The organism is Romboutsia weinsteinii (genome assembly GCF_002250835.2).
Lineage (GTDB): Bacteria > Bacillota > Clostridia > Peptostreptococcales > Peptostreptococcaceae > Romboutsia_A > Romboutsia_A weinsteinii.
Window position 1 is genome coordinate 1 of record NZ_NOJY02000011.1, and the last position, 21,178, is coordinate 21,178.

The 21,178-nt window shown below is 28.5% G+C and carries 20 protein-coding genes; 2 read left to right on the forward strand and 18 right to left on the reverse strand.

All coding sequences use genetic code 11. The features are described from left to right. Window positions 1–188: DUF2922 domain-containing protein (locus CHL78_RS07995; protein WP_147295804.1), on the forward strand; the 188-nt coding region annotated here is incomplete at its 5' end. A gap of 160 nt (window positions 189–348) precedes the next feature. On the opposite strand, the gene CHL78_RS08000 is transcribed toward CHL78_RS07995, so the two are convergent. From CHL78_RS08000 to CHL78_RS08060, 14 genes are all read right to left on the reverse strand, one after another. Further along, window positions 349–1,290, reverse strand: coding sequence for an ABC transporter ATP-binding protein (locus tag CHL78_RS08000; protein WP_094367565.1), 942 nt, complete (start codon window positions 1,288–1,290; stop codon window positions 349–351). Then, complete coding sequence (locus CHL78_RS08005) at window positions 1,277–2,266, reverse strand: ABC transporter ATP-binding protein (protein WP_094367564.1); 990 nt, start codon at window positions 2,264–2,266, stop codon at window positions 1,277–1,279. The genes CHL78_RS08000 and CHL78_RS08005 overlap by 14 nt, the downstream gene beginning before the upstream one ends. Window positions 2,267–2,298: 32 nt before the next feature. After that, window positions 2,299–3,132 (reverse strand): nickel transporter permease, encoded by an 834-nt coding sequence (nikC, locus tag CHL78_RS08010; protein ID WP_094367563.1) that lies wholly within the window; start codon window positions 3,130–3,132, stop codon window positions 2,299–2,301. A gap of 4 nt (window positions 3,133–3,136) precedes the next feature. Next, entirely contained in the window at window positions 3,137–4,069 is a 933-nt protein-coding gene (gene nikB, locus CHL78_RS08015) for a nickel ABC transporter permease (protein WP_094367562.1), read from the reverse strand. Window positions 4,070–4,175: 106 nt separating this feature from the next. After that, window positions 4,176–5,780, reverse strand: a complete 1,605-nt coding sequence (gene nikA / locus CHL78_RS08020) for a nickel ABC transporter substrate-binding protein (RefSeq protein WP_094367561.1) — start codon at window positions 5,778–5,780, stop codon at window positions 4,176–4,178. A 173-nt stretch (window positions 5,781–5,953) separates the two neighbouring features. Beyond that, window positions 5,954–6,583, reverse strand: coding sequence for a type 1 glutamine amidotransferase family protein (locus CHL78_RS08025; RefSeq protein WP_094367560.1), 630 nt, complete (start codon window positions 6,581–6,583; stop codon window positions 5,954–5,956). A gap of 77 nt (window positions 6,584–6,660) precedes the next feature. Continuing rightward, window positions 6,661–7,623 carry a helix-turn-helix transcriptional regulator gene (locus CHL78_RS08030; protein ID WP_094367559.1) on the reverse strand — a complete coding sequence of 321 codons (963 nt, stop codon included), beginning with the start codon at window positions 7,621–7,623 and terminating at the stop codon, window positions 6,661–6,663. Window positions 7,624–7,743: 120 nt separating this feature from the next. Continuing rightward, on the reverse strand, window positions 7,744–8,943 hold the full coding sequence (locus CHL78_RS08035; RefSeq protein WP_094367558.1) for a cytochrome c biogenesis protein/redoxin: 1,200 nt from the start codon (window positions 8,941–8,943) through the stop codon (window positions 7,744–7,746). A 33-nt stretch (window positions 8,944–8,976) separates the two neighbouring features. After that, entirely contained in the window at window positions 8,977–10,374 is a 1,398-nt protein-coding gene (locus tag CHL78_RS08040; RefSeq protein WP_094367557.1) for a dihydrolipoyl dehydrogenase family protein, read from the reverse strand. Between the two features lie 163 nt (window positions 10,375–10,537). Next, window positions 10,538–11,431, reverse strand: coding sequence for an NAD(P)/FAD-dependent oxidoreductase (locus tag CHL78_RS08045; RefSeq protein ID WP_094367556.1), 894 nt, complete (start codon window positions 11,429–11,431; stop codon window positions 10,538–10,540). A 30-nt stretch (window positions 11,432–11,461) separates the two neighbouring features. After that, window positions 11,462–12,352 carry a DUF2156 domain-containing protein gene (locus CHL78_RS08050; RefSeq protein ID WP_243446397.1) on the reverse strand — a complete coding sequence of 297 codons (891 nt, stop codon included), beginning with the start codon at window positions 12,350–12,352 and terminating at the stop codon, window positions 11,462–11,464. A 286-nt stretch (window positions 12,353–12,638) separates the two neighbouring features. After that, window positions 12,639–12,956: a thioredoxin gene (gene trxA / locus CHL78_RS08055; RefSeq protein WP_094367555.1), complete on the reverse strand. Its 318-nt coding sequence runs from the start codon at window positions 12,954–12,956 to the stop codon at window positions 12,639–12,641. A gap of 21 nt (window positions 12,957–12,977) precedes the next feature. Continuing rightward, complete coding sequence (locus tag CHL78_RS20705; RefSeq protein ID WP_158540658.1) at window positions 12,978–13,130, reverse strand: hypothetical protein; 153 nt, start codon at window positions 13,128–13,130, stop codon at window positions 12,978–12,980. Window positions 13,131–13,280: 150 nt separating this feature from the next. After that, window positions 13,281–14,612 (reverse strand): alpha/beta hydrolase, encoded by a 1,332-nt coding sequence (locus tag CHL78_RS08060; protein ID WP_094367554.1) that lies wholly within the window; start codon window positions 14,610–14,612, stop codon window positions 13,281–13,283. A gap of 1,141 nt (window positions 14,613–15,753) precedes the next feature. Here CHL78_RS08060 and CHL78_RS08065 point away from each other — a divergent pair. Further along, window positions 15,754–17,481, forward strand: a complete 1,728-nt coding sequence (locus CHL78_RS08065; RefSeq protein ID WP_158540659.1) for a sensor histidine kinase — start codon at window positions 15,754–15,756, stop codon at window positions 17,479–17,481. 193 nt (window positions 17,482–17,674) lie between these two features. On the opposite strand, the gene CHL78_RS08070 is transcribed toward CHL78_RS08065, so the two are convergent. The 4 genes from CHL78_RS08070 to CHL78_RS08085 all read right to left on the reverse strand — a co-directional run bounded on the left by CHL78_RS08070 (window position 17,675) and on the right by CHL78_RS08085 (window position 21,117). Then, window positions 17,675–18,532 carry an AraC family transcriptional regulator gene (locus CHL78_RS08070; protein WP_094367552.1) on the reverse strand — a complete coding sequence of 286 codons (858 nt, stop codon included), beginning with the start codon at window positions 18,530–18,532 and terminating at the stop codon, window positions 17,675–17,677. Between the two features lie 85 nt (window positions 18,533–18,617). Beyond that, window positions 18,618–19,490, reverse strand: coding sequence for a sensor histidine kinase (locus tag CHL78_RS08075; RefSeq protein ID WP_094367551.1), 873 nt, complete (start codon window positions 19,488–19,490; stop codon window positions 18,618–18,620). A 24-nt stretch (window positions 19,491–19,514) separates the two neighbouring features. Continuing rightward, window positions 19,515–20,201 (reverse strand): ABC transporter permease subunit, encoded by a 687-nt coding sequence (locus tag CHL78_RS08080; protein WP_094367550.1) that lies wholly within the window; start codon window positions 20,199–20,201, stop codon window positions 19,515–19,517. After that, the gene (locus CHL78_RS08085; RefSeq protein ID WP_094367549.1) at window positions 20,194–21,117 is read right to left on the reverse strand and encodes an ABC transporter ATP-binding protein; all 924 of its coding nucleotides are present in this window, start codon (window positions 21,115–21,117) and stop codon (window positions 20,194–20,196) included. Before CHL78_RS08085 ends, CHL78_RS08080 begins: the two co-directional genes overlap by 8 nt. Window positions 21,118–21,178: the final 61 nt, after the last annotated feature.

The following is a 21,178-nucleotide window of genomic DNA, read 5'->3' on the forward strand; positions in this document are numbered from 1 at the left end:
CTGCTGGAAATAAAGTATCTTTAACTGTTGCTGATCCTAGAAGTGATGTAACTGAGCAGGAAATAAAAGATGCTATGGAGGTTATTGTAACTAATAACGTATTTGCTCCAAATGGATCTGAGTTAGTTGAAGTTCTAGAAGCTAGAGTTGTTAAGACTGACACTACTGATTATGATTTAGAAGTATAGGAGTTATTTTTTTATATAATATGAAGACTTTGATTGCCAACGTTGGCTTTCTCATTCTAAGAAATAGCTTTATAGTCTAGATTTTAATTTAACCCCTTAGATTAGTAAATGGATAAGTTCCATGTTGTGCTAATCTAAGGGGTTATTTTATTGTGTCTTTTTAAGTGCTAACTGTTTCAACTAATTTACAATGACACGCAATTTTGTGCCCCTCAGATACTTCCACAAGTTTTGGAGAATTTTCTTTACAAATATCTCTAGCATCTATGCATCTACTAAAATAAGGACATCCATCTATAGTCTCACAGTTATTAACTTCTTCCATCACATCATCAACTTTACTTCTATATTGATATGATGATGCTAACAGCCTTCTAGTATAAGGATGCTTCATTTCATAAAAATCTTTTATATCTTCTATATGCTCCATAATCTTTCCCTTATACATAACTACTATTGAATCTGATAGATAATACACTGCTTCTAAATCATGAGATATCAAAATATAAGTTAAATCTAAATCTTTCTTAAGATCTGATAATAAATTTAGAATTTGTGCTTGTATTGAAATATCTAGACTGCTTAAAGGTTCATCAAGAACTAATAGACTAGGACTCGATGCCAGTGCCCTTGCTATACATATACGTTGTAACTGACCTCCACTAAACTGGTGTGGAAATTTATTTTTATCACTTCTATTCATTCCAACTTTTTCTAAAAGCTCTTCTACTCTTTTTATTGTATCTTCTTTTGATAATTTATAAAAATTACTTAGTGGTTCTCCTATAATCTCTAGTACTGTACTTCTTCTATTTACTGCTGCTAGACTATCTTGAAAAACCATTTGTAATTCTTTTCTAAGTAAATCTCTTCTTTTAATATCTCGTACTTCTTTACCCTTAAAAACTATACTCCCATCTGTAATATCTTCTATTCCTAATATCATCTTACCTAAAGTACTCTTTCCACATCCACTTTCTCCTACTAATCCTACACACTTACCTTTTTTAATATTTAAACTAACTCCATCAACTGCATATAATTTCTCTTTACTTTTTAGTTTATATACTTTTTTTACTTCATTTATATTAAGCAGTTCCACAACTATATGCCCCTTCCTCAAAATTAATACATCTTACCTCGTGATTTTGATTTACTTTAATAATAGAGATCATATTGTTTTTACATTTTTCATTTTTTCGATTACATCTATTATAAAATTCACATCCATCTCCTCTTTCAAATAAGTTTGGTGGTGTTCCCTCTAATATAGCTAATCTTTCTTTAGAAAAATTAGGTCTAGATAATATTAATCCTTTTGTGTATGGATGTTTTGGACTTATCATAATTTCATTTATGGGTGCTTTTTCTACTATACTTCCGCCATACATTACTAGTACTTCATCTGCTAATTCTGATACTACCCCTAAGTCGTGAGATACTAGAATTATTGAAGTACCTAAATCCTTTTGCATTTTAGAAAGTATTTTTATTATTTCGTATTGAACTGTTAAATCAAGAGCTGTAGTTGGCTCATCAGCAATTAATACCTCTGGCTCAAGTGCAATTGCTATTGCTATCATTATACGCTGTAGCATACCACCACTTAGCTCAAAAGAATAACTATCTAATACATTTTTAGGATTTTGAATTTTCATCTTATTGAGAATATGTATGGCTTTTTTTTCAATATCTTTTTTAGACATATTTTTATGAGTAGTAAGTGTTTCTATAAAATGATATCTTATAGTTCTAAGAGGATCAAAGGCGCTCATTGGATTTTGTGTTATTAGTGCAATATGCTTTCCCCTAAATTTATTCATATCTTTATTACTTCTATAAGGAATTGGTGTTTCTCCAAAGTAAATATCTCCATTTATAATCCATTTTTTGTCTTCTAAAAGTCCTAGTATTGCAGAGCATGTAATAGACTTACCACTACCACTTTCTCCTATAATTCCTATCGTCTTTCCCGGTTCTAAGTCAAAACTTACATCCTTTACTGCTATTAGCTTTTGATTTTTATGAATTAATTCAATTTTTAAATTATCAACTTTTAAAACTGAATTATCTCCCATGTTTAAAATCCCCCCTATAAAATTAATATTTACTAACTAACTACCTCTTCTAAAGTATCTCTTAATTTATCTCCTATTATATTTGTACTTAAAACTACAAGTAAAATCATAATTCCTGGCCAAAACATTAGCATTGGGTTACTATGCATAAATGAACGTCCATCATTTATCATCATCCCCCACTCTGGCAGAGGTGCCTTAACTCCAAGCCCTAAAAAAGAAAATCCTGATACGGCTAATATTGTGTGACCAAAATCAATTGTTATTATAGACAATACTTGCGGAAAAATATTTGGCAAAATAGATTTAATTAAAATTTTTAGGCTTGATGATCCAACTAATTTGCTACAAGCTACATAACTTAGCTCTCTCTCCCTTATTGTCAAATTTCTTGATACTCTTGCATACCAAATCCATTGTACAAAAATCATAGCTATAATAATATTTTTTATACCCGGTCCTAAGAAACTTACTATTACTAATGTTAAAACTAAACTTGGAAAAGAGTATAATACATCACATAATCTCATAATTATCATATCTATTTTCCCACCTTTAAATCCTGATAACATTCCTATAAATATTCCAAAAGTTGATGATACTGCACATGCAATTAAAGAAAATCCAATGGTTGGTCTAATACCATGAACTATTCTAGAAAATATACACCTACCCATATTATCAGTACCCATAGGATATTCTATGGATATAGGCATAAACTTTTTTGTAAGCTCCATTTCCAAAGGATCATGTGGTGCTATAATTGGTGCAAAAATTCCTGTTATTATTACTATAATTATAAAAATAAAACATAATAGTGTTAACTTGTGTTTTAATAGATTCTGTGTAATTTCTTTTATATTCATAAATCTATCCTTCCAATCTTATTCTTGAATCAATGCTTGCACATGCTAAATCAGCCAAAAGATTACTCAAAATAAATATTACTGCCATAAGTATTATGTATCCTTGAATCATAGGATAATCTCTTTGTGAAATTGACCCGACTATTACACGTCCAAGACCTGGCCATGAGAAAACATTCTCAACTATTACACTTCCTGATAACATTCCTCCAAAATTCATTCCTAGAGAAGTTATTATAGGTATCAAAGAATTTCTTAAAACATTATTAAATAATATCTTTCTTTCACTTATTCCTCTTGCCCTAGCATAAGTTACTGATGGTGACTTCATATTTTCTAGTAAGCTATTTCGTAATATTCTGGAGTAAGTTGGAACATATCCAAAAGCTAGTGTTATTGATGGTAATATAATATTTGATAATTTCTCAGCTCCAGCCACTGGTAATATTCCTAATCTTATTGAAAAGAATTGTACCAATAAAAATCCTAGCCAAAATGCAGGCATAGACGAACCGATAAATGCAAATATACGACTTAGATTATCTACTCTTTTACCTGGGTGAGTTGCTGAGTATATACCCAGTGGAATACTAATAACAAATATCCACAATAGTGATGCAGCCGCTAACATCATAGTATATTTTAGACCTGATAATAACTCTTGAGATACTAAGTTTTTAGATATATATGATGTTCCTAAATTAAATTGTATTACGTTTTTTATCCAATCAAGGTATTGAACTATTATTGGTTTGTCTAATCCTAGGTTTGCCATTGCTATTTGTATGTTTTTTTCAGTTACAGGAATATTTGCTGTAGTTAAATATGCTGTTGCTGCATCTCCTGGCATAATCCTAACTAAAAGAAATGCTACTACTGAGATTCCAATCAGTATGGGTACTAATGTAATCAGTCTTTTTAAAACATATTTCTTCATTATAAGTCCTCCTGTCTTATAATTACAATAAACTTAAACTCTAGTATTAATTTGCTATAACTAGAGCTTAAGTTTATTTATACTTTAATCTAACTATGTATTTATCTTATTTAGACTCTCTAGTAACTTCTTCAATTGGTATGTAGTAAAGTGTATTAAACTTTATTCCTTCTAAATCTTTATCACATGCAACCAGTCTTGTAGTCTTAGAAATTGGTAAGTATACTGCTTGATCATGTAATGTTGTTAATATATCAGTATATAGATCTTGTCTAATCTTTTCATCATTTTCAACTATAACTTTACCTATTTTTTCATCTAATTCTTTCTTCATAGGAAGTCCCTTTTGAGCTTGATAATCTGCATACCCCTCATTTTTCATAGAAGCTACTAATGTATGTGGATCATATGGATCTCCCCATGTTTCAGTTATAGTTATGTCAAAATCACCACTCTTAGTCTTATCAATTAAGGCTTGTCTTTCTTGAGATTCTAAGTTTATCTTTACACCCATCTTTTTATATTCACTTTGTAGTACTTCTCCTAAAGATTTGTATATAACATTATCCCCATCATAATAAAAACCTAGTTCTAGCTCTTTTCCATCTTTAGATCTATACTCTTTACCTTCTTCTAATTTCCAGCCCGCTTCATCAAGCATTTTTCCTGCTTCTTCTAGGTCATATTCATATTTTGCTAAATTGATATCACAATAAGGAACATTTTTATCAAATAATGTATCTGCCGGTTCTTGCAATCCATAAAATACATGCTCTGAAATAACTTCTTTATCTACTCCGTGTTGTAATGCTTTTCTCACTTTTAAATCTTTTGTAGCTCCATCAGTAGCATTTACGATTAAAGAAACTGTACTTAAAGGCTGTGAAACCTGAGTTTTAAATCCACTTGATTTCAATTCATTAAATGCATCTGGTGATAGCCTACTTTCAACGTCAAATATCATATTAACTTCTCCAGCTTTTAGAGCATTTACTGCAGTATCACCATCTGGAGTAACTACCATTTTAACTTCCTTAAACTTTGGTTTTTCTCCCCAATAATCTTCATTTCTCTCAAGAATAGCATACTCTCCTGCTTTATGCTCTTTTAGCTTCCACATACCTGTACCTATTGGCTCTTTTATTTTTTCAGATGTATCTCCATCATCTGGAAATGATGCCTCAGCCATTATACGAACTGGTCTAGATAAAGCAAGTTCTTGTAAAACTGGATAATATGACTCTTTATACTTTATTTTTACTGTATGATCATCTACTACCTCTACAGATTCCATTAAATTAACTGACTCCAAGAAAGAATGCGCATCTTTATTCTTTAAAAACGCATCAAAATTCTTCTTAACTACTTTAGCATTAAGTTGTGAACCATCAGTAAATTTTACATTTTTTCGTAAATAGAAAGTGTATTCTTTACCATCTTCTGAAACATCCCATTTTTCTGCTAATGCAGGCTTTACTTCCCCTTCTTCAAAAGTAGTTAAGCCCTCATACAAAAAGTTTTGACCATACATAGGACTATATCCATGTGCATTTAAGTCTCCAATGTCATTAGCCGTTGCTATTACTAGCATATCATTTTTTTTGCCTTCTTTATCTCCCTCACTAGTTGATGAACTGCATCCAATCATGCTCGCTGTCATTAAGCTTACTATTAAAAATAAACTAAGTTTCTTTCTAATACCCCTTATCATTATGTACCCCCTCAATATATTTTTGTATAACAAAAAATACCACAAAGATATCATTCTACTTCATGTAGAAATTTCTACCTTCATGGTATTTTCTGTATATTAACCTATTAATTTAAGTATATTGAATATTCTATAAAAAATCAAGACGTTACGTTAATAGTTTAATTTTAAAATTATTTATTACAATTCATTAGCTTGAAAAAATATTTTGAATCATGAGTTTTATAAAGATTTAACCACGAACTTAATGCTTGTTCTTCAAAAACATCTAGAGATCTTAAAACATCAACAGTAAATTCTAATGGCGCTATTCCTGATGCAGTAATCAAATTTTCATCTCTAACTGATGCTTCTGTTTTATAATATTTTTCTCCCAAATAACTTGGTACTACCATTTTTAGAAAATCTAGATCATTACTTGTATGCTTTCTATTATCTAGCAAACCTTCTTTAGCTAAAGCTAGTGTTGCTCCACATATAGCTGCAACTATACATCCTTCTTCTAAAGCTTCTTTAGCCTTTGATAATACTAATTCATTACCTTTGGATGTCCAAGTCTCCCCTCCTGGCAGAATTAATACATCTCTACTTTTAAGATTACACTCCTCTACTACAATATCAGGTAAAACTGTTAATCCGCCCATTGTAGTAATAGGATTTTTATCATTTCCTACTGTAACTATCTTTAGTGGTTCTATACCTTTTTTAAAGTATCTTCCTGTGTTTAATTCAGCAGTTAAGTACCCTACTTCCCAATCTGACATAGTATCAAATACGTACATATACACTTTTCTATTTTTCATAATTTTGCTCCTTATATGATTAATTAATATACCTAATTATAAAATAACTTAACTGACATATTCAGTCAGTTAAGTTATTAATTTTGATAATGATTAATTAATTCTAATAAAGTATCCACCATTTTTTTCTTAAGACTTAATGGTTCTATTACTTTTATTGACTTCCCATAAGGTAAAATCATATTCGGTATGTATGTACATATTACTTCTTCTTGAAGTGAAAAAACTGCTTTATTTGAACTTTTTTCTTTTAAGTAATTGCCTAAAAACCAATGTTTACATAGTCCATCCAATGCGCTTATGCTTCCTTCTATTACTAATGGAATCTTCTCCTTGCCATTTTTTATTTCAGTTACAATTCCGTTTATAAAGAATTCACTTGCCACAAATTCCTTTGGTCTATTAAATTTATTTGATGTTTGCACAATGCTACTAATTCTATCTACTCTAAAACTACGAATCTCATTTCTCATTTGGCAAAACGCAACTATGTACCAGTTGTTATTCCAATAGACAATACCATATGGGTCTATAGTTCTACATTTTGATTGTTCTTCCTTACCTGTTCGATAGTTGATTTGTACGGATATATTGTTTATTATTCCATAATCTAACTCTCTGAGCACCGATTCTACAGGTGCTTTTCCTATCGGCTTTATTACTTCAAAACCGATTAGATTTTTAGCTAAGTCCTCTTTCTGTTTTTGATTTGAATACATCTTTAATTTTGATGTTGCCTTATCTAATGATTCATCTAAAAAGTACCCTGCATCTTTAGCAAATATAGCTGCATGAAGTAAAGATTTTTGTTCATCAGTATCGAAAAAAAGAGGTGCTTTAGTAAAATTATTTAGAAGTGTGTATCCACCGTTATGGCCAGTGTCTGAAACTATCGGCACCCCACTAGCAGAAAGTGCATCTATATACCTGTAGACTGTTCTTATATTTATTTCTAGTTTTTCTGATATTTGTTGTGCTGTAATCTTCTGATCTGAATTTAACATCCATAATATAGACATCATGTTATCAATTTTAGCCATGTAGTTTCACCTCTTTATATAACTTATATGTATTTATTGTAATTTAACCCCTTAGATTAGTAAATGGATACATTCCATATAGTACTAATCTAAGGGGCTATTTCATTGTATCTTTATTCTTTATTTACCACTTTCTATAACATACTTCATAGTTTCTTTATTCATTGCTCCTGGTATATATTGAGTTATATACCCTTCTTTATCTATTATGAAAGTCGTTGGGAATGCGCTAATCCCATATTGATATACTAAGCTTCCGCCCTCATCAAACACTACAGGGAAGGTATGCCCTTCATCTTTTAAGAACTTTTCTATATGTCCTTGATCACCCTCGTTACCTAAATTAGGTGATGCTACTCCTAGAATTACTACATCATCATTATTTTTATTATATTCTTTATATAACTCCTCCATATGAGGCATTTCCTCTCTACATGGTGGACACCAAGTAGCCCAGAAATTTAAGAATATAGTTTTTCCTTTATAGTCACTTAGCTTGTGTTCTTTTCCGTACTGATCATATAAAGTAAAATCTATAGCTTCAATTTTTTCTCCATCTGCCTGTTCTTCTTCATTATTAGTTATACTTTGATTATTTTCTGTTTTGTTATTGTTATTATTTTGCATCTTAGAAAGCTCTACTCTATTTCCAATCCCATTAACTAACATAACTAAACCAGACACTATAAGAACTATTCCACCAATTTTTTTAATCTTATCCATATAAATTTTTATTTTATCTATACTTTTAATTAGCTTATTATAGAATAATGAAACTAATATAAACGGTAATATAAATCCTATAGTATATACTCCGATTAATAAATAAGATGTTGATGGATTATCTGCACTTGAAGACATAATCATTACAGATGCTAGTATTGGACCTATACATGGAGTCCATCCAAAACTAAATGTAAATCCTAATATAAAAGATGTTACCGGATTCATTGATTTTGATTTTGTTTGGAATCTCTTTTCTTGGTTTAAGATATTTGATTTTATAATACCCATATAGAATAATCCCATAAATATTATAATAATCCCACCTATTATCATTATTAAATCTTTATTAGTATTAAAGAATGAACTTAATACGTTTAATGATGAACCAAGTATAAAGAATGTTGTTGAAATACCTAATGTAAAGAATAGTGTATTTCTAAACAATGAACTTTTAGTAAAGCTACCATTATTTAAGTTTTCTATACTACTATTTGATAACATACTCAAATATATCGGTAGTATTGGCAATATACAAGGCGATAAAAATGATAGTAGACCTTCTATAAATACTACCACTAAGTTTAACTTCTCCATTAAATTATTCCCCTCTAATTAATTTTGGTTATTCTATACTTCTTTTATCATAGCTGGTGATAATACATCATTAAGAGCTTCTGTCATAGTTGGATGAGCATATATTCTATCTCTTAAGTAAGTATATTTTAACTCCATATCTACAGCTAATTGTATTAAATGTATCATTTCGCTAGAGTCTTCACATATCATAGTAGCACCTAGCACTTTCTCACTATCTTTATCTATAACTATTTTTATAAAACCATCAGTTTTTCCTATTTGCTTAGCTCTTGGAATAGCCTCTGTTGCCATTTTTGCAACTAAAACATTATATCCTTTTTCTTTAGCTTCTTTTATATTTAATCCTACTCTAGAAAATGCAGGATCTAAAAATAGTGAATTTACTACATTTTTTCTATCTGTTGTTTTTCTTGATTTGTCTTTAAATAATTGATTTATTACTATACGATAGTCATCTAGTGATATATAAGTAAATTGAGGTCCTCCATTTACATCTCCTAATGCCCATATATTTTTAGTTGTAGTTTCTAATACGTCATTTACTTTAATAAATCCTCTATTATCTAATTCTATATTAGCCTTCTCTAAACCTAATCCTTCAGTATTTGCTTTTCTACCTGTAGCAACTAAAACTATATCACTACTTAATTCTATTTGTTCCTCTTCACCATTTTTCTTATATATTAACTTGGCTGATTTATTTTCCTCTTTTATTTCAACTATTGATACATCATTTAAAAAGCTTACATTTCTCTTTTTAAGTATGTTTACTACTTCTTCAATATCATCATTATCTTCTTTTGGAAGTATAGTACTCTGAGTATTAATAACTGTTACCTCACTACCAAATGAAGCATATATTCCTGCAAATTCAAGACCTATATATCCAGCACCAATTATAGTTAATTTCTTAGGTAATTTTTTTAATTTCATTAAAGTTTCATTTGTATAAACTATGTTTGAGTTTTCTATACCTTTTATAGCTGGTATGTTAGGCTTTGCTCCTGTGTTTATAAATATTTTTTCGCCCTCTAATGTAATTGTTTCTCCATCTATAGTTTTCACTTCTACAGTATTTTCACTTACAAATGAACCTTGTCCTGTAAATATAGTTATATTTTCATTACTGTTTAGCTTATTGTAGTTTGCAGCTCTTAATTTTGTTATTAATCCATCTTTCTTATCTATTGATTCTTCATATTTTGTTGCTTTTTCATTAAATTCACTTATATTTTCTCTTCTTATCATACTTGATTGATTTTCTAATACTTTCGTTGGAATACACGCTTGATTTATACATGTTCCTCCATACATTTGTGAAGACTTTTCTATTAAAGCTACCTTTTGACCTCTATTAGCTAAATCACCAGCTAGTGTTTTTCCACCTTTTCCAAATCCTATTACTATTGCATCAAATTTATTTATCATATTATATACCTTCCTATTCATTTTATTCTATTTTATATCTATAGTATATGGATAATTTAAGATAATTGAAATTAGGCACTTTTTAGTAACCTGGTAATTTTTGAATAAATAAAAGCTGCTACACTATAAATTTTTACAGTATAACAGCTTTTGAGGTTAAAATTTATAAACTTTTTACTTCACTAGACATCATTTTTTCTCTTATTCTTTTCTTATCTAAGTAAGAAATTGCACTAGAAACTGCTATTTGACCTTGTCCTGCTGATTTTAAGTATTGATATGGCTTACCAGCACAATCTCCTGCTACATATAATCCTTCTATATTAGTGTTCATATCTTTATCGCATTTTATATGTGGTCCTTCTACTTCCACTCCTGGAACCATATACTTTGGTGAAACACTATCTTTTATAACGAATATACCTTCTACATATAGCTCTTGATTTTTTAATACTAATTTATTAGCTAATCTATCCCCTTTTATTTCCGTAGGTCTATCTTCAATTATAGTTATATCATCATTAAGCTGACTCTCTAATTTATACATAGGTATATAATAAACCTTACTTGCTATTTCACTTAGGAAGTTTGCTTCTTCTTCTGCTTCATGATTATATCCTATAATTGCAACAATTTTATTTCTATATAGCATAGCATCACATGTTGCACAGTATCCTACACCTTTACCTAAATACTCTTCTTCCCCTTTAAGCATCTTACCATACTCTACACCTGTTGCCATTACTACTGTAGTTGCTTCATACATATCATCACCACTAACGATTGTAAAGTGTTCTCCCATGCTATATACATTATTTACTCTTTTTTCTATGATTTTTATATCCATACTTTCAATATGCGATTTAAATTTATCCTTTAATTCTTTTCCACTTAAACTTTCAATTCCTAAATAGTTATCTATTGATGGTGCTTTTACTAATTTTGAACTCATATCACTACTTCCAAAAACTAGTATATTTTTATTTCTGATTCTAGCATTTATTGAAGCTGCTAATCCTGCTGGTCCACTTCCTATTATAGCTATATCATATCTCATTTTATATTGCCTCTTTCTTTTTATATTTTATTAAAGCTCTTCAACTATATATTTCTCTACAAACTTCACTGGATGATATGATAACTTAGCTTCTCTAAGTCCTTCTATACCCAAGTCATCTTCTCTATTTATAAACTCTACATCTTTAAACTCATTTACTAACAACTGTTGATTTATATATTGATATAGCCCTCTTATATTAAAATTAGCTTTTTCTATGTGTATTACCGCCATATTGTCAGTTAACATTTCACCGATAGAAAATGACTGTAATTTATCATCAACATAAATTCCACCAATTTTAATTTTACTTTTTAAGTGCTTATAATTTTTGAAAACCCTATCTATTGCCGTGTTTTCAACTTTTATATCTTCATCTATTTCTTTATTAGAAGTCCAACTATTCAATAAATCCCTGCATTCATCAAAACTGTCTTCTCCTAATGCCTTGTATCTAAATCTACCTTCATACTCTTTAAAGAAATAATTTAAGTGATTCCTTTTTTTACTATTTTTTCTTCCAGCTAAACTTCTTAAGATTTCACCTTCATATACATAGTCAAAGCTATCTCTATCTTCTATATATTTAAATTTGTCTATATATCTACCTTCTAAATAACTTTTAAATTCTTTTGTTATAGCTCTCATGTTAATTGATTGATTTATAGATTCAAAATAATTAAATATAAATTCCATAGCATAATCTATATTTAAAGTATCTGTTAGAGGTTGTATGAAGAAGTATTTGTCTTCATTTTTTCCTATAATTACAATAAATTTATCATCATGATAATATTTTAAGTTGTATAAATCCTTCCACATATATAAAGTTGTAAAGCTATATTCACAAGCTTCATAATCTACTAATCCTAAATATTCATCTATTAGCTTCTTTGAAGCTACATCTATATCTTTAAACATAATATTCACCTTTCTAAAATCGAAACTTTCCTTAATCTAGGTTGCTACTTGTACTGTTTAATATATCAATACTATGTTCTTAACTCAATTAGGCACTTTTTTGTAACCCTTATTATTTTTTCGTATTAATTTTATTAAAAGACTTAGCAACTACGATAGTAGATGTCATACTTCCATTAACATTAAACATTGTACGTCCCATATCTAATATAGCAAGAAAAAAAGTACCTCAATTAGGCACTTTTTTTGTAGCTTCTATCTACTTTTAACAATATTTAATATTATTTTATAAATATTGTTCTACTTTATCTTTTAAATTCTTCTTAGGTATGAACCCTACTAATCTATCCACTTCTTTTCCATCTTTAAATACGATAACAGTCGGAACTGTATTTACTGCAAACTTTTGAGCTAATTCCATACTTTGATCTATATCAACCTTTAAGAACTCTGTTTTTTCTTTCATCTCTTCGCCCAATGAATTATATACTGGTGATAACATTTTACAAGGTCCACACCATGTTGCAAAGAAATCTACTACAACCGTTCCTTGTTTATTTTCTACTTCACTTATAAATTCATTTGTGTTTACTATTCTTGACATATTTTTAGTCTCCCTTTTATTTTAGTAGTATAATTTTTCTTTACTTATATAGCAGTAATAGCTCTTTTCATTAGTTTCTATTGTTAATGATTCATCATTTATAATTATTTCATTTATACTTGCATCTTCAACTTCACATACTGTATATTCTTCTGAATTTAATATAACATGCATAATTTTCACTCTCAATTAGGCACTTTTTTGTAACCAGCTTAAATACATTTGTGTACAAAAAAAGAGTATAGGGGTTTATTAGATTAAACTCCTATACTCTCTATAAATAATCTTTATACTTATCCGTAAAACCCATTGTATTTTAAATGTTTATTTATTTATCCAACTTGAAATATCTAAAATTACAGCATCATCCACATTTCCTTTAATATCGTACTCTGTTGTATCTCTTTTTCCATTGCTTTTCATAAATAAATGATTTAATTTTGGATATAACTTAAATTCTGCATTATCTTTTCCAGTACACAATTCTTGCCACTGTTTATAGTCAACATCTGCATATACTTGGAAGTCGTCTTCACCTTGCAAGAATAACATTGGTATTGATAACTCTTTTAATATTTCAGAAGTATTTATATTATTTAGACTAATCCAATACTCACTATTCATACCAAGTATAACTTGAGATTTATCTTCTTCTTTTAAATTCTTAACTTTATCAACTTCAGCTTTAACTTGCTTCATAAGTTCTGCCTTTTGAGCATCACTTTTGTCAGTCATTGCATTTACCACGTCGTTATTTTGATCATATATAATATCTTCTAGTTTTCTAGGGCTACCTGCTAAAGATATTATTCCACTAACTTGTTTATTTTCTTTAGCTATCTCTGGAGCAAGCATTCCTCCTAGACTATGACCAAGTAAAAATATTTTTTCATTGTTTAAGCTTAAATTATTATAAGCTAATTCGATTGCTAAACTTGCATCATTTATAACTTCATCCTGAATAGTTGCATCTTTAGACGCTGTTTCTGGATATTGATAGTAACGCTTATTGTATCTTATGGATGCAATTCCATTTTCAGCTAAACCATGTGCTATATCTTTGAAAGGCTTATTAGCTACAGATCCAATAGTTTCATCCATATCACTTTGACCAGAACCTTGAACCATTATTACTACAGGTGGCTTTTCAGTACCCTTAGGTAGTGTTAATATTCCATCTAATTTATTATCACCATTACCTATATGTATCTCTTGTTCTTCGAGTTTTTCATTTGAAGATAATTCTCCTTTTATAGGTGAATAGTTTAATAATAAGCTTGACACATTATTATTTGAATCATACGATAGTGTAAGTTTTAATCCATTTAACTCATATTTAAGAATTACATCTATAGTAGCTATGTTATTTTGTTCATTATAAGATACATCACTAATGCCCTCATATTTACCTATATTTTTTATTACACTATCCCAAGTTTCCTTCATAGTATCTTCGTTAAGCTTCTTTTTAATATCGTTTGAAAAGTTTGAAACAATATTAGAAAATTCACCATTAGCCATTTCCTCTGCATACTGCTTACTTAAATTAGTTAACTTATCTTCATCAAAACTAACTTCAGTAGGTGAGCTACATCCAAACATGAATAAACTAGCCATAACACTCATCATTATAAAAATAAATCTTTTTCTTTTCACAATATCACCTCTTAAACCTCTTTAAATTTATGTACTTTATATGTTTAAAATATCATATTTTATTTTAAAATTCTTAGAGTTGGCATGTAATACAGATTTGATTACATAAGATACAGATTAAGTTTTTAATTTTGACCAGTAATGTATAAAACAAGTACGAGTAAAAGTTAAGAGTAATGCACTTTATATAAATAACTTGAGTCAATGCTATAATAAAATAATTCACCAATCCGTTATATATTAATATTATTTAACGGATATAATATATCAGATTTCTCGCAAAGAAAAAGCACTGATTTGATAGCCTATGCCTTCAAATTCAGTGCTTTTCCAAGGAGTAATGTTAATTACATCCTTATCCTCTTTTGACTTTTATTAAATATAGTTTGCGAGTTAGCTACAACTCTAACCTTTGGGTGTTAGACTAAGGCTAATCGCACTCTAGTAGAATGAGGGAATCTAGTAGATTCATTATATTTAATATGATATCTTTTCAAATATCTAGCCACCATCACTTCCAAAGATTCTACCAAAAGGTAAGATATTATCTAGCTTTTGTGTAGTAAGTGTGGCTTGATAGTTAACCTTGATTAACTATCTGATTATATATTAACCATCCTTATAGAATATATTCATATTTTTAAATTGGAAATATTTATCCATTCTCTACTATCTATTTTTTCATATCATTATTCATTTTATCACCTATGTATCATTTAGTACACACATTCTGAATGAGTCATAATCTTAATAAGCCCATAAATAATTAGAATCTCTTAATAATAAAAATTTAATTATATAAATCCTATTTTTTTACAAATTCCTACATATACAATCTGATATTATCATAAAGGGCTTTATTTTTACTAATTAGGAGGTCATTTTTATGCCACATGATTTTTGTATTTCTGATATGGATTTGATTAAAAAGAAAATAATTAAAATATATTTAAGCATATTTTGTTTTTTTACTATTTATTTTATATTTAAATTGCTAGTTTTTAATATGAACAGTGATTACTTAACTACATCTCTATCGTTTATACGGTCATTTAGTATAATACTATCTATATTAACCTATTTCTGTTGTATATCAATATACAATAAAACAAATAATAGTATAGTTTTTATAATTTCATTAATGTACTTAAGCTTCTCCATTGGTTTAATTCTATGTAATATAGATTATTTCACATTTATAGATGGACAATATAGCACTTCTAATTATATTGCTATATCACCATCTATATTAAGAGTACTTATACTATTTATAACTATAATGCCTAATAGTAAAGTTCATAAGTTTATATATAATCACAAGGTGCATTCTATAGTATTTGTTATTTTATATTCATTTATATTTGGGCTTTTAGAGTATTATGTTTTTGATTATAGAGAAGGGTATAGTATCTCAAGTTTGGCTATATACTATAATTTATTTCTTATTATAAGCTACTTAATAATATCTTTAAGATTAATGGTTGTGTCTATGAAAAAAAATTTAGTATTCCTGGCATTTTTTAGCACAAGCATATTCTTACTGGCAATAAAAGCAATTTATTCAATCTATGGTCTTACATTTGCTAATTTTAACTCAAGAATAACATCTATATTTATTACTTATCTATTTTTGCTTATAATTATAATTGCTATAGGTGTAGAGTTACATATTAGTGTTTTAAGATCGAAGCATTTAAATAAGGAATTAGTAAAGTATTTTAATTTTGTAGATAATAATTATTATAGCTATATGTTTATTTGTGATGAAAATTTGAATATATCTTATATAAATAATAAAATCAGAGATCATTATAATATAGGTGCAAATACTGATATTAATATATTTAAAAGGGAGTTACTTAAAAATAATGACTTAACTACTAATTTAACTAATATTATCAGTGACTTGAAGAAATTTAATAGTTGGAGAGGTATACTAAAAAGTAATGAAACTGGCAACACCTTGGATTGTTCCTTCCAAGTCCTAGGTTCTAATCATAGAGGTTCTGTAGAGATTTTAGTTAGTTATATAGATATATCTGAGCATATACAATTGGAAACTGAAATAGAAATTCAAAAACTAGACTCTATTATGAAAGATGAGTTTATATCTAATGTATCTCATGAACTTAAAACTCCATTAAATATGTTTTCTTCTACAGTACAATTACTTGATAGATTAAATTCAAGTAAGAAAACATCTTTTAACGAGGTATATGCCAGGCATAGTAATTCACTAAATCTAAATTGTAAAAGAATGCTTAGGTTAGTGAATAATCTAGTTGATACATCTAGATTGGATTTAGGTGCATTAAGGCCTGACTATGGAAACTATAATATTGTACAATTAATAGAAAATATATATACATCAATAAGTAAACTTACTAGTACAAAAAATATCCAAGTTTATTTTGATTCAAATGTAAATGAACATTATATAAAATGTGACTCTAGTATGATTGAAAGGGCGTTACTTAATTTAATATCTAATTCTATAAAATATTCAGCAAATAATTCCAACATATATATATCCTTGGTTGTAAAAGATATCAACACATTTATATCTATAAAAGATGAAGGTTTTGGTATCCCTTATAATATCCAAGATAAGATATTTGATAAGTTTATAAGAGGTGATTTATCATTTACTAGATTAAATGAAGGATGCGGCATAGGCTTAAACCTTGTAAAATCTATAGTTAATATGCATGTAGGAGAAATAACTTTAAAAAGTGTCCTAGGTGTAGGCACTACATTTGAGATACAGCTACCTAATGTCTTAGATAAAAAATTACCTCTATCTAATTATTCCTATAGTTCCTATAATACAGAATTAGAATTATCTGATATATATGAGATTGTATTCTAATTACTATATGTTAATAATTAAGTTTCTCTTGTACTTATTAAATTAAAAATAGGTATATACATCATATCAATGTATATGCCTATTTTTAACTTTTTCTAAATGATATAAATTTAAAACAAGTACTAGAAACAAAGAAAAAAAGTACTCATCCATCAAAGATTAGTACTTTTCATTCTTAAATTTATTAAAATAATTACTTTTTCTTCACAGGAATCCACATCTCACAATAGTAGTTTTCGTCTTGATTTCCATCTGGATAATCAGAAATATTGCTATACAACTCTATATTGTATCCTGCTGCTATTTCATAATCCCTGCAGTTTGGCAACCATTCAGAGAAAATTTTTGTGTTAACATCCTGCAATGACTTTGGCATTTTACCTTTGCAAGGAAAAACTGCCCATGTATGTTTTGGAATGATCTTTGTCTCAAAACCATCCGGTATTTCTTTCCAAGGTATATAGTTATCTGCAATAAGATATTCAAACTCATCACAACCCATACTTTCATCGATGCTTATACCATACATTCCGCAAACAACTTCTCCTTTTCCTGTTTGATAATGTTCACCCCAAAACTTAGGAATTTCTTTAAATGCAGAATTATACTTAAACGTTTTTAATGCACCCAAAACTGTAAATGCCTCTTTTTCAATAATTTTATAATCCATAATATAACCACCTTCCAATGTAAGTTTAATTTTAAGAGAAGCAAATGATTTTATTACTGCTCCATCTTTTCGTACTGCAGTAGGAGTTGCACCATGAAAACGAGTGAAAGCTCTAGTAAAACTATCAGGCGAATCATAACCGTATTTTAATGCAATATCAATTATTTTATTGTCTGTCGAAACTAGCTCACTCCCTGCAAGAGTAAGTCTACGTTGTCTAATATATTCACTAACTGAAAATCCACAAAGCATTGCAAATCCTTTTTGAAAATAAAATGGTGATACATATGCCTGTTTTGCAATATCCTCAATAGTTAATTCATTTAGGATATTGTTCTCTATATAACTTATAGCATCACTAATATATTCAATCCATCCCATAGTCATCGCCTCCTCTGTACTTTAAACTTTATCATTGTTTAGATAGTCATTCCCGACTTTTTATGTTTTGTTTTGTCCGAAGATATTATAAATATCTAAATAAAATACTTATACTTAATATATCATCATTTAGACTAACTTCATGCACTTCTCCATCAATCTTATCAAGTAGTACTTTTACAATAAATAATCCCAATCCACTTCCACTACGATTGCGAGATTTATCTACAGTGTAAAATCGGTCAAATAAATATTTTAAGTCATCTTGAGTTAAATCTAAAACACTATTTCTAATAGTAAATATTGCATACTTATCAAACTCTTCAAGTTCTATAGAAACATATCCCGTTGAGTACTTTATTGCATTAGATAGTAGATTTTGAATAATCCTAGCACAAACAGTTTCTTCACCTTGAACTTCTATTGACTTAGATATAAGTCTATTATCAATTTCAATTTCTTTATTTTTTATCAGAGCATAATTAGAAATAACAGTCTCCATTATTACCTCTACAATATCAATTGACTTCATATGTATTTCATAACTATCATTATCAAAAATAGAAAGTTCGTAAAAATTGTTAAGTAAATTACTCAGTTCTTCCGATTTTTTTGAAAGAATACTCGTATATGTATCTCTTTCTTCTTCCGTACAGTTTTCAAGAAGAGTTATATATCCTCTAATTGCTGTAAGTGGTGTCCTTAAATCATGTGATATATCAGAAATAGACTGTTTTAACTTTTCTTCCCTATTTTTTATATCTATCTCTAGTTGTTTTTGTTCTTGCAAAATAATATTAAAAGACTGTGCTATATCTTCTATTTCTTTATCATTTAATATTACATTTATTCTTTCTTTACTAGAAATTAGTTTATTAATTTTTCTTAATTGTTTTTTTACAGATACAAAATGGATTACGATATATGTAATTCCTAAAATTAATAAAATCTGTACCATATCACAATCCACCCTCTCATTCTGCTAAATATCTTTATTATTAAAACAATAGCTACAAGCTAAATATAATATGATCGTTACTAATAAAAATCCTATTATAAAAATTATAGGTAATATCCCCAAAGAAGTATCTTTACTTGCAATGCTATATGCAACAGTATCCCATGGCATCTGTGATAAGCTCAATATAAGACCAATAAAACCACAAGATAGAGCCATTGCTAAGCTAGATGTATTAACCAATATGCAAATAAAAAATGGTATAGATACAATACACAAATCAAAATATATACCAAGCATTATGTATGCAATCAAAAAATATAATTCTTCACTGTTAAACAATTGACCCCATCCATAAAATATACTATACAGTCCTCCCATAAGTATGTAATTCATAATCAAAATAATTGTAGATGCAATCAAAAAGCAACAATACTTGCTTAGTATTACCCTACCTCTAGATTGGCCTGACGTTAATGTATAGCTAATAGTCTTAGTAAGTGAATCTTTTCCAACATATGTAACTGCAAATAAAGTACATGCCATTAATCCAAACATTTCTCTACTTTGACTTGCCAATGTAGACTTTGCACCTTCTATATTTCCATAATAAATATTTATCGCACTTAATACAAATAATCCAACTAAACATATTAACAACTCTTTACTATACTTAAGCTTATATATCTCTGCCTTTAAAAGATTATACATGTGTAGCACCTCCTATTACTTTTGTAAAATAGGATTCTAAAGTATCACCTTTTATACTAATCTCTTCAACAAGTACATTATTTAACACTAGCTTAGAATTTATTTTAGAGCACTCATCAAGGTTACTATATATTTTAATAATCTTATCACTACAAACAATATAATCATATATTGCCAGTTCTTTTTCAAGTACAACAGTAGCAAGCTTACTATCTGAAACATTTAGAAATATATGTTTTTTACATCTATTATCTAATTCATCAGCTGATATTTCTTCTATCAATTTTCCCTTGTGCATAATACCATAACATGTTGATAGCTTATAGAGTTCACTAAGAATATGACTAGATAAAACTATTGTAATGCCTTTTTCTACGTTTAATCTTATTAATAGATGTCTTAACTCTAAGATACCAGTAGGATCAAGTCCATTTAACGGCTCATCTAAAATTAATAATTCTGGTTCATCTAATAATGCCATAGCTAATGCTAATCTTTGCTTCATTCCCATTGAGAAATTTTTTACTTTCTTTTTATCTCTAATATCTAGATTGACAAGTTTTAATACCCTATCAATATCATATGTACCAGGTATTCCTTTTTCCATGCGTATTACCTCAAGATTTTGCCTTGCTGTCATATCCATATAAAGTGCTGGATTTTCAATTGTATATCCAATATTTTTTTGTAGTTTGGACAATTTATTTTCATCTGTACATCCAAATAGTTTTATTTTTCCCTCTGTTGACTTTATTAGCTGAGCAATTATTTTGATTAATGTTGTCTTGCCTGCACCATTTTCTCCTATAAGACCATATATCTCTCCCCTTTTGATATTGACATTAACATTATCAAGTACTAGATTGTCTTTATATTTTTTCGTTAAGTTTATTGTTTGGCAAATAACCTCTGACATATTTATCATCTCCTTTGCCTTTAATAATACTATTTAGAATATAAGTTTTTCTAAACTCAAT